At 43.2% G+C, this 16,666-nt stretch carries 15 protein-coding genes and 1 tRNA gene; 9 read left to right on the top strand and 7 right to left on the bottom strand.

Features of this window, described 5'->3' with window-relative positions; genetic code table 11:
• Positions 1–7: 7 nt before the first annotated feature.
• Genes BDD43_RS12475 through BDD43_RS12455 form a run of 5 tightly spaced genes read left to right on the top strand, consistent with a single transcriptional unit; the run spans position 8 to position 5,544 of the window.
• Positions 8–1,063, top strand: a complete 1,056-nt coding sequence (locus tag BDD43_RS12475) for an aminotransferase class V-fold PLP-dependent enzyme (RefSeq protein ID WP_246001560.1) — start codon at positions 8–10, stop codon at positions 1,061–1,063.
• A gap of 30 nt (positions 1,064–1,093) precedes the next feature.
• Positions 1,094–1,717, top strand: coding sequence for a TnsA endonuclease N-terminal domain-containing protein (locus BDD43_RS12470; protein ID WP_121197984.1), 624 nt, complete (start codon positions 1,094–1,096; stop codon positions 1,715–1,717).
• Complete coding sequence (locus BDD43_RS12465) at positions 1,705–3,450, top strand: Mu transposase C-terminal domain-containing protein (RefSeq protein WP_121197983.1); 1,746 nt, start codon at positions 1,705–1,707, stop codon at positions 3,448–3,450. The genes BDD43_RS12470 and BDD43_RS12465 overlap by 13 nt, the downstream gene beginning before the upstream one ends.
• The gene (locus BDD43_RS12460; RefSeq protein ID WP_121197982.1) at positions 3,422–4,303 is read left to right on the top strand and encodes a TniB family NTP-binding protein; all 882 of its coding nucleotides are present in this window, start codon (positions 3,422–3,424) and stop codon (positions 4,301–4,303) included. The genes BDD43_RS12465 and BDD43_RS12460 overlap by 29 nt, the downstream gene beginning before the upstream one ends.
• A 32-nt stretch (positions 4,304–4,335) precedes the next feature.
• Positions 4,336–5,544, top strand: a complete 1,209-nt coding sequence (locus BDD43_RS12455; protein WP_162847059.1) for a TniQ family protein — start codon at positions 4,336–4,338, stop codon at positions 5,542–5,544.
• A gap of 155 nt (positions 5,545–5,699) precedes the next feature.
• Here BDD43_RS12455 and BDD43_RS12450 read toward each other — a convergent pair whose 3' ends face one another.
• The 5 genes from BDD43_RS12450 to BDD43_RS30035 form a co-directional block, all read right to left on the bottom strand.
• Complete coding sequence (locus tag BDD43_RS12450) at positions 5,700–6,302, bottom strand: RNA polymerase sigma factor (RefSeq protein ID WP_121197980.1); 603 nt, start codon at positions 6,300–6,302, stop codon at positions 5,700–5,702.
• Between the two features lie 98 nt (positions 6,303–6,400).
• Positions 6,401–8,473 (bottom strand): conjugal transfer protein MobC, encoded by a 2,073-nt coding sequence (mobC, locus tag BDD43_RS12445; protein WP_121197979.1) that lies wholly within the window; start codon positions 8,471–8,473, stop codon positions 6,401–6,403.
• Between the two features lie 10 nt (positions 8,474–8,483).
• Positions 8,484–9,761 carry a relaxase/mobilization nuclease domain-containing protein gene (locus BDD43_RS12440; protein ID WP_121197978.1) on the bottom strand — a complete coding sequence of 426 codons (1,278 nt, stop codon included), beginning with the start codon at positions 9,759–9,761 and terminating at the stop codon, positions 8,484–8,486.
• Positions 9,746–10,153 (bottom strand): plasmid mobilization protein, encoded by a 408-nt coding sequence (locus BDD43_RS12435; protein ID WP_121197977.1) that lies wholly within the window; start codon positions 10,151–10,153, stop codon positions 9,746–9,748. The genes BDD43_RS12440 and BDD43_RS12435 overlap by 16 nt, the downstream gene beginning before the upstream one ends.
• A 186-nt stretch (positions 10,154–10,339) precedes the next feature.
• Positions 10,340–10,504, bottom strand: a complete 165-nt coding sequence (locus BDD43_RS30035; protein ID WP_162847058.1) for a hypothetical protein — start codon at positions 10,502–10,504, stop codon at positions 10,340–10,342.
• A gap of 153 nt (positions 10,505–10,657) precedes the next feature.
• Between BDD43_RS30035 and BDD43_RS12430 the strand changes: the two genes are divergently transcribed.
• Both BDD43_RS12430 and BDD43_RS12425 read left to right on the top strand, forming a co-directional pair.
• Complete coding sequence (locus BDD43_RS12430; protein ID WP_121197976.1) at positions 10,658–10,867, top strand: hypothetical protein; 210 nt, start codon at positions 10,658–10,660, stop codon at positions 10,865–10,867.
• Between the two features lie 16 nt (positions 10,868–10,883).
• Positions 10,884–12,410, top strand: a complete 1,527-nt coding sequence (locus tag BDD43_RS12425) for a recombinase family protein (protein WP_121201973.1) — start codon at positions 10,884–10,886, stop codon at positions 12,408–12,410.
• On the opposite strand, the gene BDD43_RS12420 is transcribed toward BDD43_RS12425, so the two are convergent.
• Positions 12,406–12,479 (bottom strand) — tRNA-His (locus tag BDD43_RS12420). The genes BDD43_RS12425 and BDD43_RS12420 overlap by 5 nt on opposite strands.
• 117 nt (positions 12,480–12,596) lie before the next feature.
• Here BDD43_RS12420 and BDD43_RS12415 point away from each other — a divergent pair.
• Together BDD43_RS12415 and rnhA are read left to right on the top strand one after the other, a co-directional pair.
• On the top strand, positions 12,597–14,696 hold the full coding sequence (locus BDD43_RS12415) for a heavy metal translocating P-type ATPase (RefSeq protein ID WP_121197975.1): 2,100 nt from the start codon (positions 12,597–12,599) through the stop codon (positions 14,694–14,696).
• 241 nt (positions 14,697–14,937) lie between these two features.
• Positions 14,938–15,405 (top strand): ribonuclease HI, encoded by a 468-nt coding sequence (gene rnhA / locus BDD43_RS12410; RefSeq protein ID WP_121197974.1) that lies wholly within the window; start codon positions 14,938–14,940, stop codon positions 15,403–15,405.
• A gap of 205 nt (positions 15,406–15,610) precedes the next feature.
• Here the strand turns inward: rnhA and fbp are convergent, their stop codons facing one another.
• Positions 15,611–16,660 (bottom strand): class 1 fructose-bisphosphatase, encoded by a 1,050-nt coding sequence (gene fbp, locus BDD43_RS12400; RefSeq protein WP_121197972.1) that lies wholly within the window; start codon positions 16,658–16,660, stop codon positions 15,611–15,613.
• Positions 16,661–16,666 lie beyond the last annotated feature (6 nt).

Raw genomic sequence — 16,666 nt, 5'->3', positions numbered from 1 at the left:
TCAAGCGTTGTTCCACTATATTTTTCAAAATAGACGGGGTAATTATGCGGAGTTAGGGATTGATGGTGTTTATCAGCTTATCGCAGACCTGATAGGTGCTGTAAAGGAAGAAGTAGCTATATTCGAGAACGCGAGCGCTGCCTGGGGTACTGCATTCAAAGGATTGACCTTTCACGATGGTGATGAGATCATTACATGTGAGATGGAGTATGTAACCAACCTGATCGGCCTGGCAGATGTGCGTAAGAAAGGTGTTAAAGTGATCGTCATTAACAATGACGAAAGCGGCAACTTTCCTTTAGCTGACCTGGAGCAAGCTATTAACTCAAAGACGAAACTGATCGCTGTAACCCACATCCCCTCATCGGGTGGTGGTATCCTGCCAATAAAAGAGATCGGCAACATCGCATCCAAACACAAGGTGCTGTATATGGTCGATGCCTGTCAAACAGCAGGGCAATACCCGATTGACGTTAAGGAGATCAAATGCGACATTCTATCAGCAACAGGCCGTAAGTATATGCGCGCGCCACGCGGAACTGGATTCTTGTTCGTGAAGAAGACCGTTCAGGATCAGCTGTCGCCTGTGTTGCTGGATTTCCTGGCAGCAAGCAATGTCAGCCTCGATGGCTATACTCTACGGCAAGATGCCCGCCGGTTTGAACTTTATGAAAAGAGCCGCGCACTGACACTCGGCTTGGGAAAAGCGGTAGAATACGCTTTGAATATCGGCGTAGACAGGATCTGGCAGCGGGTGCAATACCTGGCCGATCTTACCCGTGCGGAGTTAAACGGTATTCCAGGTGTTACCTGTCATGACATCGGCAGTGAAAAGTGTGGTATCGTTACTTTCTCGGTTGCGGGGATTGATAGTATGCTGGTCAAAAACAAACTAGTAGAGAATGGTATCAATGTATCTTTTGGTGGTAGTCAAGCTACACCGATCTATATGGAAAAGCATGGGCTGAAAGGCATTGTAAGGGCTTCATTGCATTATTACAATACAGAAAGCGAGATCGCTACCATGTGCGATTTCCTGAAAGAGCACCCATTCGCTTCCTAATCCGCGCCCTTACCCAATTTCTATCTATTCATGATATTAAGACCCGTTAGAAAGATCGGTCTGAGCCACCGATCTATCACAGGCAAATACTTTAGTCGTAAAACAGGCACGATGCATTTGTTTGAATCAGCGCTTGAAAGGGACTGGCTTACCCACCTCGAATTTGACAATGAAGTATTGTCGTACACCACGCAGCCGGTCAAGATCTTTTATGACCATGACGGCAAAGCGGCAACCTACACGCCCGATGTTATCGCCTACTACCAGGAAGAACTGAAGCGCAAGCCTTTGTTGTGTGAAGTCAAGTACCAGGCAGAATTGCTGGAAAAACAATCTTATTACGAACCTAAGTTTGCTGCGGCTACCCAGTATGCTCAAAATAATGGCTGGTCATTCGCTACGATCAACGAGCAGCAAGTCAGGACAGTTTATTTGGAAAACCTTAAACTACTCAGCCGCTACCAGCAAACGAATATCAATAAGGAGTTTGCTGAAACTGTTCTTCAGAAGTTGGCCCATGTATTACCCATAACTCAGGTGACTGGCGGAGATCCCAAGTTGCTATATGCCGTTTGGCAATTGCTGGCAGCACAGCGTATTAAATGTGACATGCAGACCAAGATCACAATGAATACTATCATATGGAAGAGTTAGTTCCGCTTAATAGTCCCAAGGCGGTATCCGACTTATCGAACGAGGACTGGAAGATCGCGCAGTACCGCTATAATATTATAGCGCCCATCGTAAATAACGTACCCGGTATCACCGTAGCTAAGGTATGCGAAATGAGCGGCGTTCCCCGGCGAACGCTGCATAGGTGGTTAGACCGGTATCGAGCTAATCCTGTATTATCCTCGCTTGCTAAAACGGAGAACAAGCGCAATAGATACAACTATCAGTTGGCGACCAATGTCGAGGATGTTATTCAAACAGTCATTCAGGAGAAATACCTGCGCAAGCAGAAACTGAGCATCCGCAAGGTAAGCCTTGATGTGGCGTTGGCTTGTCGGGAGCATGGTTTGGAGATACCGCATTATTCAACGGTCAGACGAAGAATACACCTTATCGGTGAGGAAGAGAAACTGGCCCGCAGGCAACACCGCAGCATCGCGGAGAATAAATACCAGCCGTTGAATGGCCACTTTCCGGGAGCCGACTACCCACTGGCGGTCGTACAGATCGATCATACACCGTTGGATATCATCTGCGTTGATGACGTATACCGTGAGCCGGTCGGTAAACCTTGGGTCACTATGGCGATCGATGTTTACAGCAGAATGGTGGTCGGCTTCTATATATCGCTCGATCCTCCTGGCGCGTTGGGCACGGGCTTATGCTTATCCCACGCGATCCTCCCAAAAGACTTGTGGCTGTCTTCGTTGGATGTGAAAGGGAAATGGCAATGCTACGGAGTGATGCGGGCGATCCATATGGATAACGCCAAAGAGTTTCATGGTAAAATGCTTGAACGAGCCTGCCAGGAATATGGTATCGAGATCAACTTCAGACCGGTGGCCAAACCTAATTATGGGGGTCATATCGAACGCTTGCTGGGAACAGTGTTACAAGAGATCCATACACTGCCGGGAACAACGTTCTCCAATACGAAAGAGCGTAAGTACTATGATGCGGAAGGCAGAGCCTGCTTCACCATCAAGGAATTGGAGCGCTGGCTGGCGACCTTTATTGTTGGCGTCTATCATAACCGCCGTCATAATAGCATCAACACCACACCAGTCGCACGTTACCTTGAAGGTATCAATGGCAGCGATACGCAGATCGGCATTGGCTGGAGTGAGCCGGTCGCCAACGAACTAAAGCTAAAGCTTGACTTTATGCCGTTCGTAGAACGAACAGTGCAAAGGTATGGCGTAGCTATTGATATGATCTGGTACTACGGTGATGTACTGCGCAAATGGGTACATGCCTACGAGAAACCAAATGTCCGCAATCCAGTGCTGCGCAAGTTTGCTTTTAAGCGCGATCCACGCGATATCAGTGCCGTCTACTTCTATGATCCGGAGATCGAAGATTACTTCTGTATTCCGTACCGTAATACCACGCATCCATCGATCACCATTTGGGAATATAAGCAAATACTGCGCACGCTCAAAGCGCGCGGTATGGAGCATGTGGATGAGAATCTGATCTTCGACACTTACGCGCAGATGCGTGATATCGAGGAAAAAGCGGCCAACCAGGCGGCTATTGCCAAACGCCGTAAAGCCAATGAGCGCAAGGAATTGGCGACCAAAAACAGTATCAAAAACGAATTCGAGCGGGAGGAACCAGAGATCAATGATACCGGATTCAAATATGACCCGAATGAAGAATACTTACCTTTTGAAGAACTGATCCATGACCCTTTTAACCAAAATAACCGATAATAATAAGAACCTGATACGTATACGCCATATCCTTTCAGAACGCTGGATAGGATATCCTAAAGCCATGAAAGTGCTCAATAATATGGAGTACCTGATGCTGCATCCAAAAACTTACCGTATGCCAAGCATGTTGTTGGTAGCACCAACCAACAATGGCAAGACCATTCTGCTGCACCGTTTCTTTGATAGCTATAAACCCAGCATCACACCAGACGTGAGTTCGGCAAAAATACCTATCGTATATATCCAGGCACCACCAACGCCGAATGAAAAAGCCTTTTTTATTAATATACTGACGGCATTAAACGCACCTTTCCAAAAACAGAGCACATCTGCGCAGCTACAATACCAGGTGATGCGTATTCTCACCAATGTGGAAACCAAGATATTGATCATCGATGAGATACATCACATTCTTGCCGGTTCATATCTGTCGCAGCGTGCCTTCCTTAACCTGATCAAATATATCTCCAATGAATTACAGATCGTGATCATCGGTGCAGGGATCGCAGATGCTTATAACGCTATCAATACAGATAAACAATTGGCCAACCGTTTTGAGCCCTCGGTGTTGCCGCTGTGGAAACTTGATGCCGATTACTTTCGGCTGTTGAAAAGTTATGAAACCATGTTTGATCTGCATGAGCAGTCCAGACTTACTGACGAAGAGACGGCCATCAAAATACTAAGCATGTCGGGTGGCACGATCGGTGAGATATCCTCTATACTTCGAAAAGCCGCTGTATTGGCCATACAAACCGGCCATGAGAAGATCGACCTGTCTGTCATCGGGGAGATCGATTATGTCAGTCCTGCGAACCGTCAAAAGCAATATGAAAGGATGTTGCTTTGAGCTTTGCTGTTTTCGGTAATAACAGCAAATTATTGCCCGCATTCAGCCGTCCATATGAAGATGAAGTACTAAGCAGCTGGCTAACAAGACTTGCATTTGACAATGGACTAAACAGGCGCATGTTGCTAACCGGTGCGGGGTTAAAGCTGGAGGGTAAGACCGATTTCAACATTGATCATTTAAACGATATAAGGGCTCTTGACGTACTTAGCGATTATGCCAATTGCAGTTCTGACGCGATTCGTAATGCCAGTTTACATTATTATAATAATAAACTCTTTACAGTTAAAAACAATGGCGCTATACCGTTGATCTGGCAGGCAAAACGACCGGTATCTATCTTTAATGACGCAAGCGGTCAAGGTAATCTGCTTTTCTGTCCCGGCTGCCTGGCCCGTCGTGACCATCCTGTATATTACCGCCGAAAATGGAGACTATCCATATCCTTTGTTTGTTTACAATGTAAGTGCTACCTGCGGGAAGTTTGTCCGCACTGTTCAAAACCATCTTCTAAAATGAGAGATGTCAGTGCGATGGTCGATTATAAAAACTGTGACCGGTACCTTTTGGCGTGTGGTATCTGCAAAGGCGATATCAGTAAATGTATTCCCCAAAGCGCACCTGAACATATTATCCGCATGCAGCAGCAGATAAATAACTATCTGGATCAGCCTTATGGTACAACAGAACGCTATTCTGTGGGTTACTTTAAAGTTGTTCACGGCATAGCCCGTATGTTATTAAAAAACAGCTTAAATCTTCGTTACGGCCCATTCGTTTCTTATGTATACCATCAAACGCAAACTGTAGATTACCGTCTCGACCACCGAAACGCTGATCTCGCTGATCTTACCGTAAGACAAAGGGCCGATGTCTTTCGTATGGCCATGTGGTTACTGGAGGAATGGCCGGGGAGGCTAACAAAATTATGTATCAAATACCGGCTAAATCAAAAGAGCATGCTGTCAATTGTGCCTGACCCACCATTATGGTATTATAACACCATTGGCGATTTACCTGATGGCAGATCTAACGAAGATCGTGTATCAAAAAGATGGACATTATCAGTTGAAGACTTGCAATCAATTGAAGACAGGCGAAAACGTTGGAGATATGATATTGATGTTCAGGAAGAATACTATAATGGCAATACCAGTTACATTGATCCGCTGCCCGAATACGACCGGACGCGTGACCTTTATGAAATGCTTTACGTCAAACGATACCGATCATATTACTAAAATCATTTGTAACAAAAGTGTTACAAATAGACGGGAAAAATCACAAAATCGCATTCTGGCTAAATATGGGCACTTTTGTGTGCCATCAAAAGTGGAAATAGTGTGCCATTAAAAGAGAAATCTCACAAAAAAAATAATGGGAATTTAATTTCGCCCTATTTTCGGGTAAGAAAATAGAAAACAGCATAGGAAAAGAGGTCGGCTCTTTTCTCCATAAATGTGCGTATGTGCTTCATTGCTGATACCATTTGGTTGGCAACAGTACTTTTTGAAATATCCAGCCGCTCAGCAATCTGCTCATGGCTTAAGCCTTCTACACGGCTTAAATGATAAATCAGCTTCCTTTGCTGCGGAAGTAAATTAATAGCCTCTTCCAGTACGGCAGCGCTATCATTATAAAGCACTTTTTCTTCGGTTTCGTTACTTAGCTCGGTTGATAGATAAGTTACTTTTTCCAATAACCGCTTATTACTGGCTATCTTTCGCTGGTAATCCAGCGTCTTATTGCTCGCCATTTGAAAGATATAAGACGACTTATTGCTGACATCTACCAACTGTTCACGCTTTGCCCAGAGCAAAATAAACACATCCTGTATGATCTCTTCCGTAAGTTCGGGTAAACGAACCATCCGGTCAACAAAAGGGAACAGCCGTGAACTGTAATATCGGTAAATGGATTCGAAAGCACGTTCATCGCCCTCAGACAGTTGCTTAAACAGCTGCTCTTCGTTCAATAAATATTGGCTCCCTTTCGACATGATTTACCTGTTCCCTTGCTTTAAATTTACGCAAAATTTACGGCAATGTTACTTATAAAATCTTTAAAAAGTGACAGATTAACCTATGATTGAAATGTTTACATAGAAATTGTTTGCTCAGAAGAAATCTTGTTTTTTTTATTAATTCGCCTTCCTGATGCTGGCAAGTTGTCCCCGGCAGTTTTCTTTTTTACCGGCTTTTTCTTCTCCTGAACAGGCTCGATCTCCGGCTTCAACTTATCCAGTTCCGACTTTACCAGATTCGCTACTTCCTTTTTGACCTTCTCATAACATGCCATTACATCCTCCTGAGTAACTTTTTCGATTACGGGGATATCGCTATAATTTTCTTCTTCCCGTTTTATGGCGGTATGGTCATTTTGTATTTCGTTGTGAAACATTTTAAGCGCTATCTTCTGTTCCGGGTTATCAGCAACAAAGCCCACAAATTCACCGGAAGAAAGAGCAGCTATCTTTGATGCCGGTATCGCATAATCCATTTGCGTGGATTTAGTAAAAGATGTGTCCGAACCACTAATGTTCCGGCTTTCTTTTTCCTGCTTGATCTTGCCAAAGTTTTCACTTAAGGTTTTGGCTGTGTCGCCCGTAACCTGCCCGCTAATCACATTACCTACAATCCCGGTAATTACATCAGCCTGTTCAGCGCCGTAATCCTTTTTTAACTGGCTAAAATCCTGTACCGCCAACGTAGTCGCCACCTTATTACTGCGGGCAGTCGCAATCAGGCTATCCATATTGTTAAAATAAATGGTCGGGAATTCATCAAATACCAAGCTGCTTTTTTGTTGACCTTTGCGATTGACCAGCTTAATCATACGAGAAATATAAAGTGATAACACTGCACCATAAGTTTGCAGCTTCTGCGGATTATTACCTACGCAAATAATCTTCGGCTCATCAGGATTGTTAACGTCCAGCGTAAAATCATGTCCGCTCAGCACATAGTAAAGCGATGGAGAAGATAAACGGGCCAGCCCTATCTTTGCACTGGCAACCTGACCTTCCAGTTGCGCTTTGGCATTGTTCTGATGCGCAGAAATAAACGGATTGATCAATACCTGTATTTCCGGTTGCTGTTTAAGAATCGCGAATAAGGGGTCATAATCTACCTGCAACAATTCAATAACGTGTGGCAAAGTACAATATTTACCATCCTTGTATTTTCGCAGGTACCAGATGATAGCAGTCAGGAAATTGATCGGGCTTTCTACAAAGAAGTCACCCTGCTTTTTGATCCACTCGCGGTTTAAGCCCATCATAATGGTACGGCTCGCCTCGGTTGCATCTGTCAGATCGTCCATGCTTTGCGGGTCTAGCGGATTACAACGATGGGTACGGGTCAAATCATCAAAATTAATCAAGTAAAAGGCTGGCTGAATCTTATAGTTATGCCTGTATTGCAGAAGCTTGTTATAAGCGATCTTAGATAGGTCATCGAATTTAAAATCATATAGGAACATGGTAAATCCTTTTTTGATGTGCTGGTCGATGATATGTCGGATCACAAAATAGGACTTACCCGCGCCCGGCGTACCCGATACCAACAGTCCCCTGAACGGGTTAATGACGTTTATCCAGCTATCCCTGATTTTATCCTTTAGCCTATATTTTGCCGGCAGGTTGATAGAGTAATCATTTTCCAATAGTCGTTCTTCCTGCGGAAAGGTCTCGTTTTCAGTATTGAAAACATCCTTAGTCAGGCTGATTTTGATTAGCCGCGATAGCCAGGTGCCGCCAGTTAAAATAAGCAGGTAACCGCCAAGCGATAAGCCGATATACCAGACCGCTGTAAAGGTTGTGCCATTATGCAGGTAGAACACAAGCGGACTAAGCAGGTAAGCCAGTAAGCCAAAGGACAGGTAGGCAACAATGCTATTCTTTTTGATTTTCTCGTCCTTTTTGCCTTTTACGCCAAGCAGGGAAATTACTAACAGTAACAATCCAGCCAGTTTGGGTTTAAGTATGCCATTAAACAATCCCGTTCCCACCAGGTTGCCAATTAAACGATTGGTGAGTTCGGCTGTCCAGCCCCAATATAGGAAAGCCTTATAGCAGATGATATAAAAATGTATAGCCAGTATAGCTAGGCTTATTAGTCTGGTCAGATCAATAATCTTTCGTAATCCTTGCGTATCTTCTCCTGTATTCATATGATTAGCTTTATAAGGTTAATTCTTGTTGTTGTTGCTGATTCCGCTTTTTGCGTTTCTTTTTCCGTGGCACACCTGAGCCATAATCCGGCTGTGTTTTCGCTAAGGCCAGCGTCAGGAAGTTCGTCTGTTTGATAGGTTTCAAATAAGTAGTCGGCTCATTTTTCTGCGTTTTACTTACCCGCTGTGCCGGCCGGGATATAAATTGTTCCTCAGACCTCGCCAATCTGTTGGTGTTACCGAGCCGTTCCGCGATCCCTTTTGCACTATAGGCCTTACCCAGATCGCTACCGTTAAAAACAGTTTTGCTTTTATGGTCAACATAGGTGATACCGTAAGGGTCCCCGTTTTCACTTCTGCGAAAATTAATGGTGATCCCCGCCTGTCTGGCTTCCGTTTCAAACTTGGATATGGTTATTTCCCTGTAATTATCAAACAGACTATCGATCCGTTTAGCCAATTCCTCTTTATACAGTTTCCGGATACCCTTATTGAGTTCAAATTTTACTTCCAGGTTTCTGAAAGTCGGTTTGGTATAAAACGCGCTGGCTTTAATGGGCACGCCAACGGGGTTACCCTTAGTATCCAGTAATGAATACATGAGCCCTTTCTTCTGAAACATTGCCGTATGTTCTTCACCGCGCATCGCTACCACGTTAAAACATTTCAAGGCTGCATTCAATTCTGCAAGTGAAGTAAACCTATAATCCCGTGTTACAGCCGTTATTACGTTACTGAGTGCACGTTTAGTCGGTAGATGACCATACTTGGCCTTTTTAATATCAGCGGCTTTAATAGCCGCCTCAACCTTAAATATTTTGCTTTCCGCTTTGATCAGCTTAAAATCTTCTTCGATCTGTTTTCGTGCCGGTTCCGATAATTTACGGCCAATATCATGCAAGTCGATGCGTTCACGAGCGGCAGTAATGTTGGTGGTCACAATATGCAAGTGCTGGTGTGCAGCATCATGGTGGCGGTAAACTAAAAACGGTTGATCACTAAACCCGATCTTTTCCATATAAGCCGCTGCAATCTGCTGTAATTTGGCATTGCTTAAATCCTCGCTGGAATGAAAGTTCAGGGAGATGTGTAGCGCATTGGTTTTGACATTCGGCTTCAATTGGGTGAGGTGGGTAAAGCGGTGCAGTTTCTGTCCCACGCTCATGCTTTCAATGTCCCCGGCAAAGCCGCTCGCCATGATCAGGTTGGCTTCTTTTTCGCCAACCTTATTTTCGTTATAATAGAGCATAGCCCTTATGCTCTTACCTGTGCTTATTCTTGCAACCATTTGTCCGCCAGTTTTGAAATGATCTTCAGCAAGATTTCTACCCGTTCATCAACCTTTTTGTATTGTTCAGCCACCTTCAAAGCATAGAATCCCCTGTGTGTTTCGACCTTATCTGCATTGAAATGCCTGGTGATCTGGTTAATGTTGATGCCAATGGCTTTAAGCTCTTTCCGGATCAGTGCCAGCTCTTCCATGACAGGGTTCATGGTCGCATCATAGGTGAGCAGTTTGATCTTTTGGTTTAATAAAATCTTCCTGCATATGTCGGCAATGGATAGCACTCCGCTTTCTTTGCGCAGTTTTTCCAGCTTGTTGAACAAGCTTTCTGTTACCCGGATAATGATATTATGGCTGAGTAATTCTTCGGGGTTTTCCGTTTTTCTTCTTGGCATACACTTCACTTATATAAAGTTCAGGCAGCACGAGTTCCGAGTGATGCCCCGGCCGGAAGGACGGCAAAGATTTTTTGCGCATGCAAAAATACATCTTTGCCTAGACCACGCGGGCTACAAAAAAGCGCCTTCCGAAGTGCTGTAAAACTTTGGTTAATGATCGAATGAACTGTTATTAAATTATGGTTAACCGGCAGCCGGATCGGACTGAATTGCATAACCAAGCGACACCGCGCATCTCAATCGCTGCTTGATTTCCCGCCTGGGAGATTGGCCTACCTTTTTCAGTTTGAGGTAAGGGCTGCCGTGGTATTTACGGCCTTTTACATTTGGGTCTTTATGATCTTTCATCGGCTTATCATTTAATGAATGATCAAAGATGCCATGCCATCAAATCTGCTTATCAGTAGTACTGACAAATAAAAATGCCACAGAAAAAATCCATCAGTAGTACTGACGAACGACTGCCGTGTTATACGAATTTTGGTGCCATAATATTTAGCTATGCAACTTTATTTAAGAGAAGAAAAGCGTACGGTAACACCGAAAAAAGCAACGGAAATATTGGCTAAACATGGTACACATATCAGTTTAGAGACGGCTGAACAGATGTTGGATTTCCTGTATAAATTGAGTAACTTGTCTGTATCGGAAGCCATTTTGACCGTTTCAAGGCAAAAAAATGGCGTTTCGCCCAAAAACAGGAAATTATGAATTAAAGAAAAAAATTATGAAAACCGCAGATTTGTATGTCCGTGTAAGTACGGACGAACAGGCACAAAAAGGGTACTCGCCCCGAAGCCAGGAACACGTACTCCGACAGTATTGTGAAATGCAGAACATTAAAGTACGAAATGTCATCTTTGAAGATCATTCCGCAAAAACCTTTAATCGACCGGAATGGAAAAAACTGCTCATTACCCTCAAAAAACACAAGCACAAAACAGACTTATTGTTATTTACCAAATGGGACAGATTTAGCAGGAATACTTCGGATGCCTACCAAATGATCACCACACTGAAAAAACTGGGTGTTGATCCGCAGGCTATCGAGCAGCCTCTGGATATGAGTATTCCGGAAAACAAGATGATGCTGGCCATTTACCTGACTACCCCTGAAATTGAGAATGACCGCAGGGGATTGAATACGTTCTTCGGCATCAGGCAGGCCAAGAAAGAGGGACGATGGATGGGTAAAGCCCCATTGGGTTATGCAAACAAGGCGCGCGAAAACGGTTCCAGGTATATTGCTATTAAAGAACCGGAAGCGTCGGTAATGAAATGGGTATTCGAGCAGTTAAGTGAAGGTATTTTTTCAGGCGAACAAATATTGCACGCTATGCGTGAAAAAGGCATTAAATGCAGCAAAAATAACTTTTATACCTGCGTAAGAAACCCCGCTTACTGCGGAAAGATCAGGCTGGCTGAATATAAAGATGAACCGGCAAGACTGGTACAGGCATTACACGAACCGCTGATTTCAGAAGGGTTATTCTACAAAGTACAGGACGTACTGGATGGTAGAAAGAAAGTATATGGATTAGCGATAGCCACGCCAAAGGATCTGCCACTGCGCAACTTTTTGAAATGTCCTAAATGTCCAAGAATGTTAACCGGCAGTGCTTCCAAAGGCCGCACCACTTATAGGGTTTATTATCATTGCCGTTCTGCCTGTGGCGTTCGCTTTAGGGCTGAGGAAGTCAATAAGTCATTTATGGAGGAACTGCTGCTGTTTTTACCACGTAAAGGTTACTCAGAACTATTTGTCGAAACTGTGACGGACTGCTACAATAACCAAACACGTTCTATAAAAGAAGAACGCAAAGAATTAATACAACACATCAATGAGCAAAACAACCGAATTGATAAAGCCAGGGAGCTGATGCTATCAGACGAGATTGATGCGGCGGAATTTCGCAAGGTAAAAGATGATGCCAGTGAACAGGTGGTAAGGCTGGAAGCGAAGCTGAACACGGTTATGGAACAAAGTTCGAACCTTTTGAATATCCGACCGATAGCAGAAAAGGCCATTTTGAACCTGGAAATGCTGGATCGGTTCTTTGATGATTCGACCATTGCCGGTCAAAGATACTTAGTAGGGATGCTTTTTCCTGAAAAATTGACTTATTCTGAGGGGGGATGTCGAACCACAAAAATGAACGAGGCTGCGTCTGTAATCTATGTGAAAAACAAGGAGTTACAGGCAAAAAAAATGGGGCAAAAATCTGTTTTAAAGACCTTGCCCCATAAAGGGTAAATGATGGGGCTCGAACCCACGACCCTCGGTACCACAAACCGATGCTCTAACCAACTGAGCTACATCTACCGTTTTGGAGATTGCAAAGGTATAAATCTTCTGGCTAAAATCAAGTGTATTTTAATATTACATAAAGTTTACTTTTTTATTTAGAACGATTTTAAACTATTAGCTAGCTTTGTTACTATGGCAGAGCAGATGATTGAACTTAATGTTACCGGGATGCATTGCAACAATTGCGCCCTATCTATCCATAAACTTTTGGAAAAGAAAGGCTTCCAAAATATTTTTGTTGATTTTGCCAGCGAAGAAGTAAAATTTTCTACTACCGACGATTCGGTTTTACCCGAAGTAATAAAAAACATTGAAGGGCTTGGTTTTAAAGTGGTAGACGATTTAAACCTCAATAACGAGCACTTTTACGAAAAAGTGGAGAACAAATTTCTGTTTTCCCTCTTTTTTACCATCCCATTATTGCTGCATATGGTGCTGCCATGGCATTTTTTCCATAACCCAATTGTTCAGCTTATACTTTGCCTGCCGGTTTTTATATTAGGATGCATGCATTTTGGTAAAAGTGCATATAACTCCATCAAAGGCGGGGTGCCCAATATGGATGTTCTTATTTTTGTGGGTTCATCGTCGGCGTTTATTTACAGTTTAATAGGAACGATACAAAACCTTGGCCCCGATTACCTTTTTTATGAAACCTGCGCCACTATAATTACCCTGGTGCTATTAGGTAACGCGTTCGAAAAACGATCTGTTAGCCAAACCACCTCTGCCGTTAAAGACCTGGTAAAGATACAGCAGGTAACAGCAAACCGCATCCTGAATGGCGAAACCGAGATAATTAGTGCCAGGGATGTGCGCCCTGGTGATATATTGCAGGTAAACCAGGGCGATAAAGTACCAGTTGACGGGGATGTACTATCGGGAGATGCTGCTATAGACGAATCTATGTTAACCGGCGAGAGTATCCCGGTAGAAAAAACAAAATACAGTACTGTTATCGGCGGTACCATCGTTCAGCATGGAAACATCCGGATGATAGCTACCAAAGTTGGCTCTAATACGGTGCTTTCGCAAATTATTGAGCTCATGAAAAAGGCACAATCGGCCAAACCGCCGGTACAAAAACTGGGCGATAAAGTTGCCGCAATATTTGTTCCGGTTGTAATAGGTGTTGCGCTGTTAACGTTTGGGCTAAGTTATTGGCTGTTTGATGTAAGCTTCCAAAAAGCGTTAATGCATGCCATAGCTGTATTGGTTATATCGTGCCCTTGTGCTATGGGGTTGGCAACGCCTACAGCTGTTATGGTTGGTTTGGGCCGTGCAGCAAAAAATGGCATACTCATTAAAGGTGGCGATACCATCGAAGCTATAGCAAACACCAAATACGTTGTATTTGATAAAACGGGCACGTTAACAACCGGCAAATTCAGGATACAGGAAATTAAAACAGAAATTGATGATATTGAAAAAATAAGGGGCCTGATCTTTTCTATCGAAGAACGATCCAACCATCCTATTGCCCAATCGTTAGTACGCGAATTAAAATCGCTCCCGCTAAAAAAGGTTATCCTAAAATCTGTAACGGAACAAAAGGGCCTGGGTATGCGTGCCGAAGATATTGAAGGCAATAATTATTTTCTGGGTTCGGGACTGAAAAGTAATAAAGCCGATAATGGTGCCGACTTTAACCTCTTTTTGTACCAAAACCAACAGTTATTGGCGCAAATATCCATCGAAGATGAAATAAAACCGGATGCAAAGGAGTTAATAACCCAACTCAAAAAAATGAATATCATCCCGGTACTGTTAAGCGGCGACAGAAAAAGTAAATGCATACAGGTTGCAGATGCTATTGGCATTACCGAAATACATGCTGAAAAACTGCCCGAACAAAAGTTATCTATTATTGATTTATACAAACAAAAAGGCAAAACCGTGATGATAGGTGATGGCATTAATGATGCCCCCGCCCTAACCCAGGCTGACGTTGGCGTTTCTATGAATGATGCCAGCCAGGTAGCCATACAATCGGCCAGGGTTATTTTGCTCAATACCGATCTGCACTCGGTAGTTAAATTTTTGCAGATCAGTAAACACACGCTTATCACCATCAAACAAAATTTGTTTTGGGCCTTTGCTTACAACATAGTAGCTATACCAATGGCTGCAATTGGGCTACTAAACCCTATGTTAGGCGCATTTGCTATGGCTTTTTCGGATGTGGTTGTTATTGGCAATTCGCTAAGGTTAAAAGGTAAAAAACTACGTTAAAAAAACAGCCCCCTCTAAATCTCCCCCGATTGGGGAGACTTTAAGCTTTGCTACCAAACTCTGTTAATATATTGCTTTCCATTCCAAATCATTATCATCAACTTAGCAGGTCAAAAAAATAACTCAATAACTCAATAACTCAATAACTCAATAACTCAATAACTCAATAACTCAATAACTCAATAACTCAATAACTCAATAACTCAATAACTCAATAACTCAATAACTCAATAACTAATACATGGTGGAGATTTTTACAGACGGGGCATCAAGCGGTAACCCGGGCCCGGGCGGGTATGGCGTAATATTGCGTTCGGGCAATCATTATAAAGAGCTATCAGAGGGCTTCCGTAAAACCACCAATAACCGTATGGAGCTACTTGCAGTTATTAAAGGCTTAGAGGCGCTAAAATCGCCACAGCAGGTCACCATTTTTTCCGATTCAAAGTACGTTATCGAACCTGTTGAAAAAAAATGGCTTTACGGCTGGGTACAAAAAAACTTTAAGGATAAAAAGAACAAAGACCTTTGGCTGCGTTTTTTAGAACTTAGCAAAATACACCAGGTGAAGTTTGTATGGGTACGCGGCCATAACGGGCACCCCGAAAACGAGCGTTGCGATGTACTTGCAGTTGCTGCAGGAAAGCAAAAAACCCTTTTGATAGATAGCGTTTTTGAAGCGGAAGCAGCTAAAGGCAGTCTTCTTTAATTTCAGATAGCTTTTATATAATTACCTTTTACTAAACCCGCTATCATTAAAGCTAAAGGGAAGCCTACCAACATTCCCGATGCAAAATCGGGAATGGGTAAATAGTGAATTAAAATAAAACTACACGCAAGCACAAATAACCCAACTGGCAATAAAAGCCGGAATATCTTTGTCTTATTCATTCTTATTAGGGATTGATAAAAATTTACTGAATATTCACCACGCCCTCAAACGACTTTTTAGTTACCTGTGGCGAAAAGCATTTCATCATTTCTTCGGCCTGTTTAACCATATTGGCCGAGCCAATAAATATTGCAGAACGTTGGTGTAGTTCGGTAACGTCCAATGTTAAAATACGCTGATAACCGTTTGAGGCAAAACCTCCGGCCTGTTCAATAATAAAGGCCATAGGGTTGCACTCGTACACCAAACGCAATTTACCATTGGGCGCCTGCGCGGTAATGGGGTAAATAAATATTCCGCCCTTAATCATGTTACGGTGTAAATCGGCCACCATCGATCCGGTATAGCGCGATGTATATGGCCGTTGCGTTGCCACATCTTCTACCTGGCAATATTTTATATATTTTTTAACCCCATCCGGGAAATGGGTATAATAACCTTCGTTAATAGAGTAAATATAACCATCTTCGGGTATGGTCATGTTAGGGTGCGATAAGCAAAACTCCCCTATCGACGGATCGAGCGTAAAACCATTAACGCCTTTGCCCGTAGTATAAACCAACATGGTAGATGAGCCGTAAATTATATAACCGGCAGCTACCTGGTCAATCCCTTTTTGCAATGCATCTTCCATAGTGGCTTCACCAGCCTTTGACTTGCGACGGAAGATGGAGAATATTGTACCCACACTCACGTTCACATCAATGTTAGACGATCCGTCCAACGGGTCCATCGCTACAATGTACTTGGCATCTTTTGATATTTCCGAATCGATATATAAATACTCATCGTTTTCTTCCGAAACCACTACGCAACACTCGCCACCGCTCTTTAAAGCCGATATAAACTGCTCATTAGCAAATACATCCAGCTTTTTTTGCGATTCGCCTTGTATATTAATACTACCTGCATCGCCCAATATATCCATCAAACCGGCTTTGTTAACCTCGCGGTTCACAATTTTTGCAGCTATGCCAATATCACGCAATAAACGCGATAACTCACCTTTAGCGTACGGAAAATCTGCCTGTTTTTCAATTATAAATTGGCCCAAAGTAGTTAGTGCTGTCATATACTT

It is taken from the genome of Mucilaginibacter gracilis, from assembly GCF_003633615.1.
In the GTDB taxonomy this organism is placed as follows: Bacteria; Bacteroidota; Bacteroidia; order Sphingobacteriales; family Sphingobacteriaceae; genus Mucilaginibacter; species Mucilaginibacter gracilis.
The sequence above is the reverse complement of the archived record's forward strand: the minus strand, read 5'-3'. Positions and strand labels throughout refer to the sequence as shown.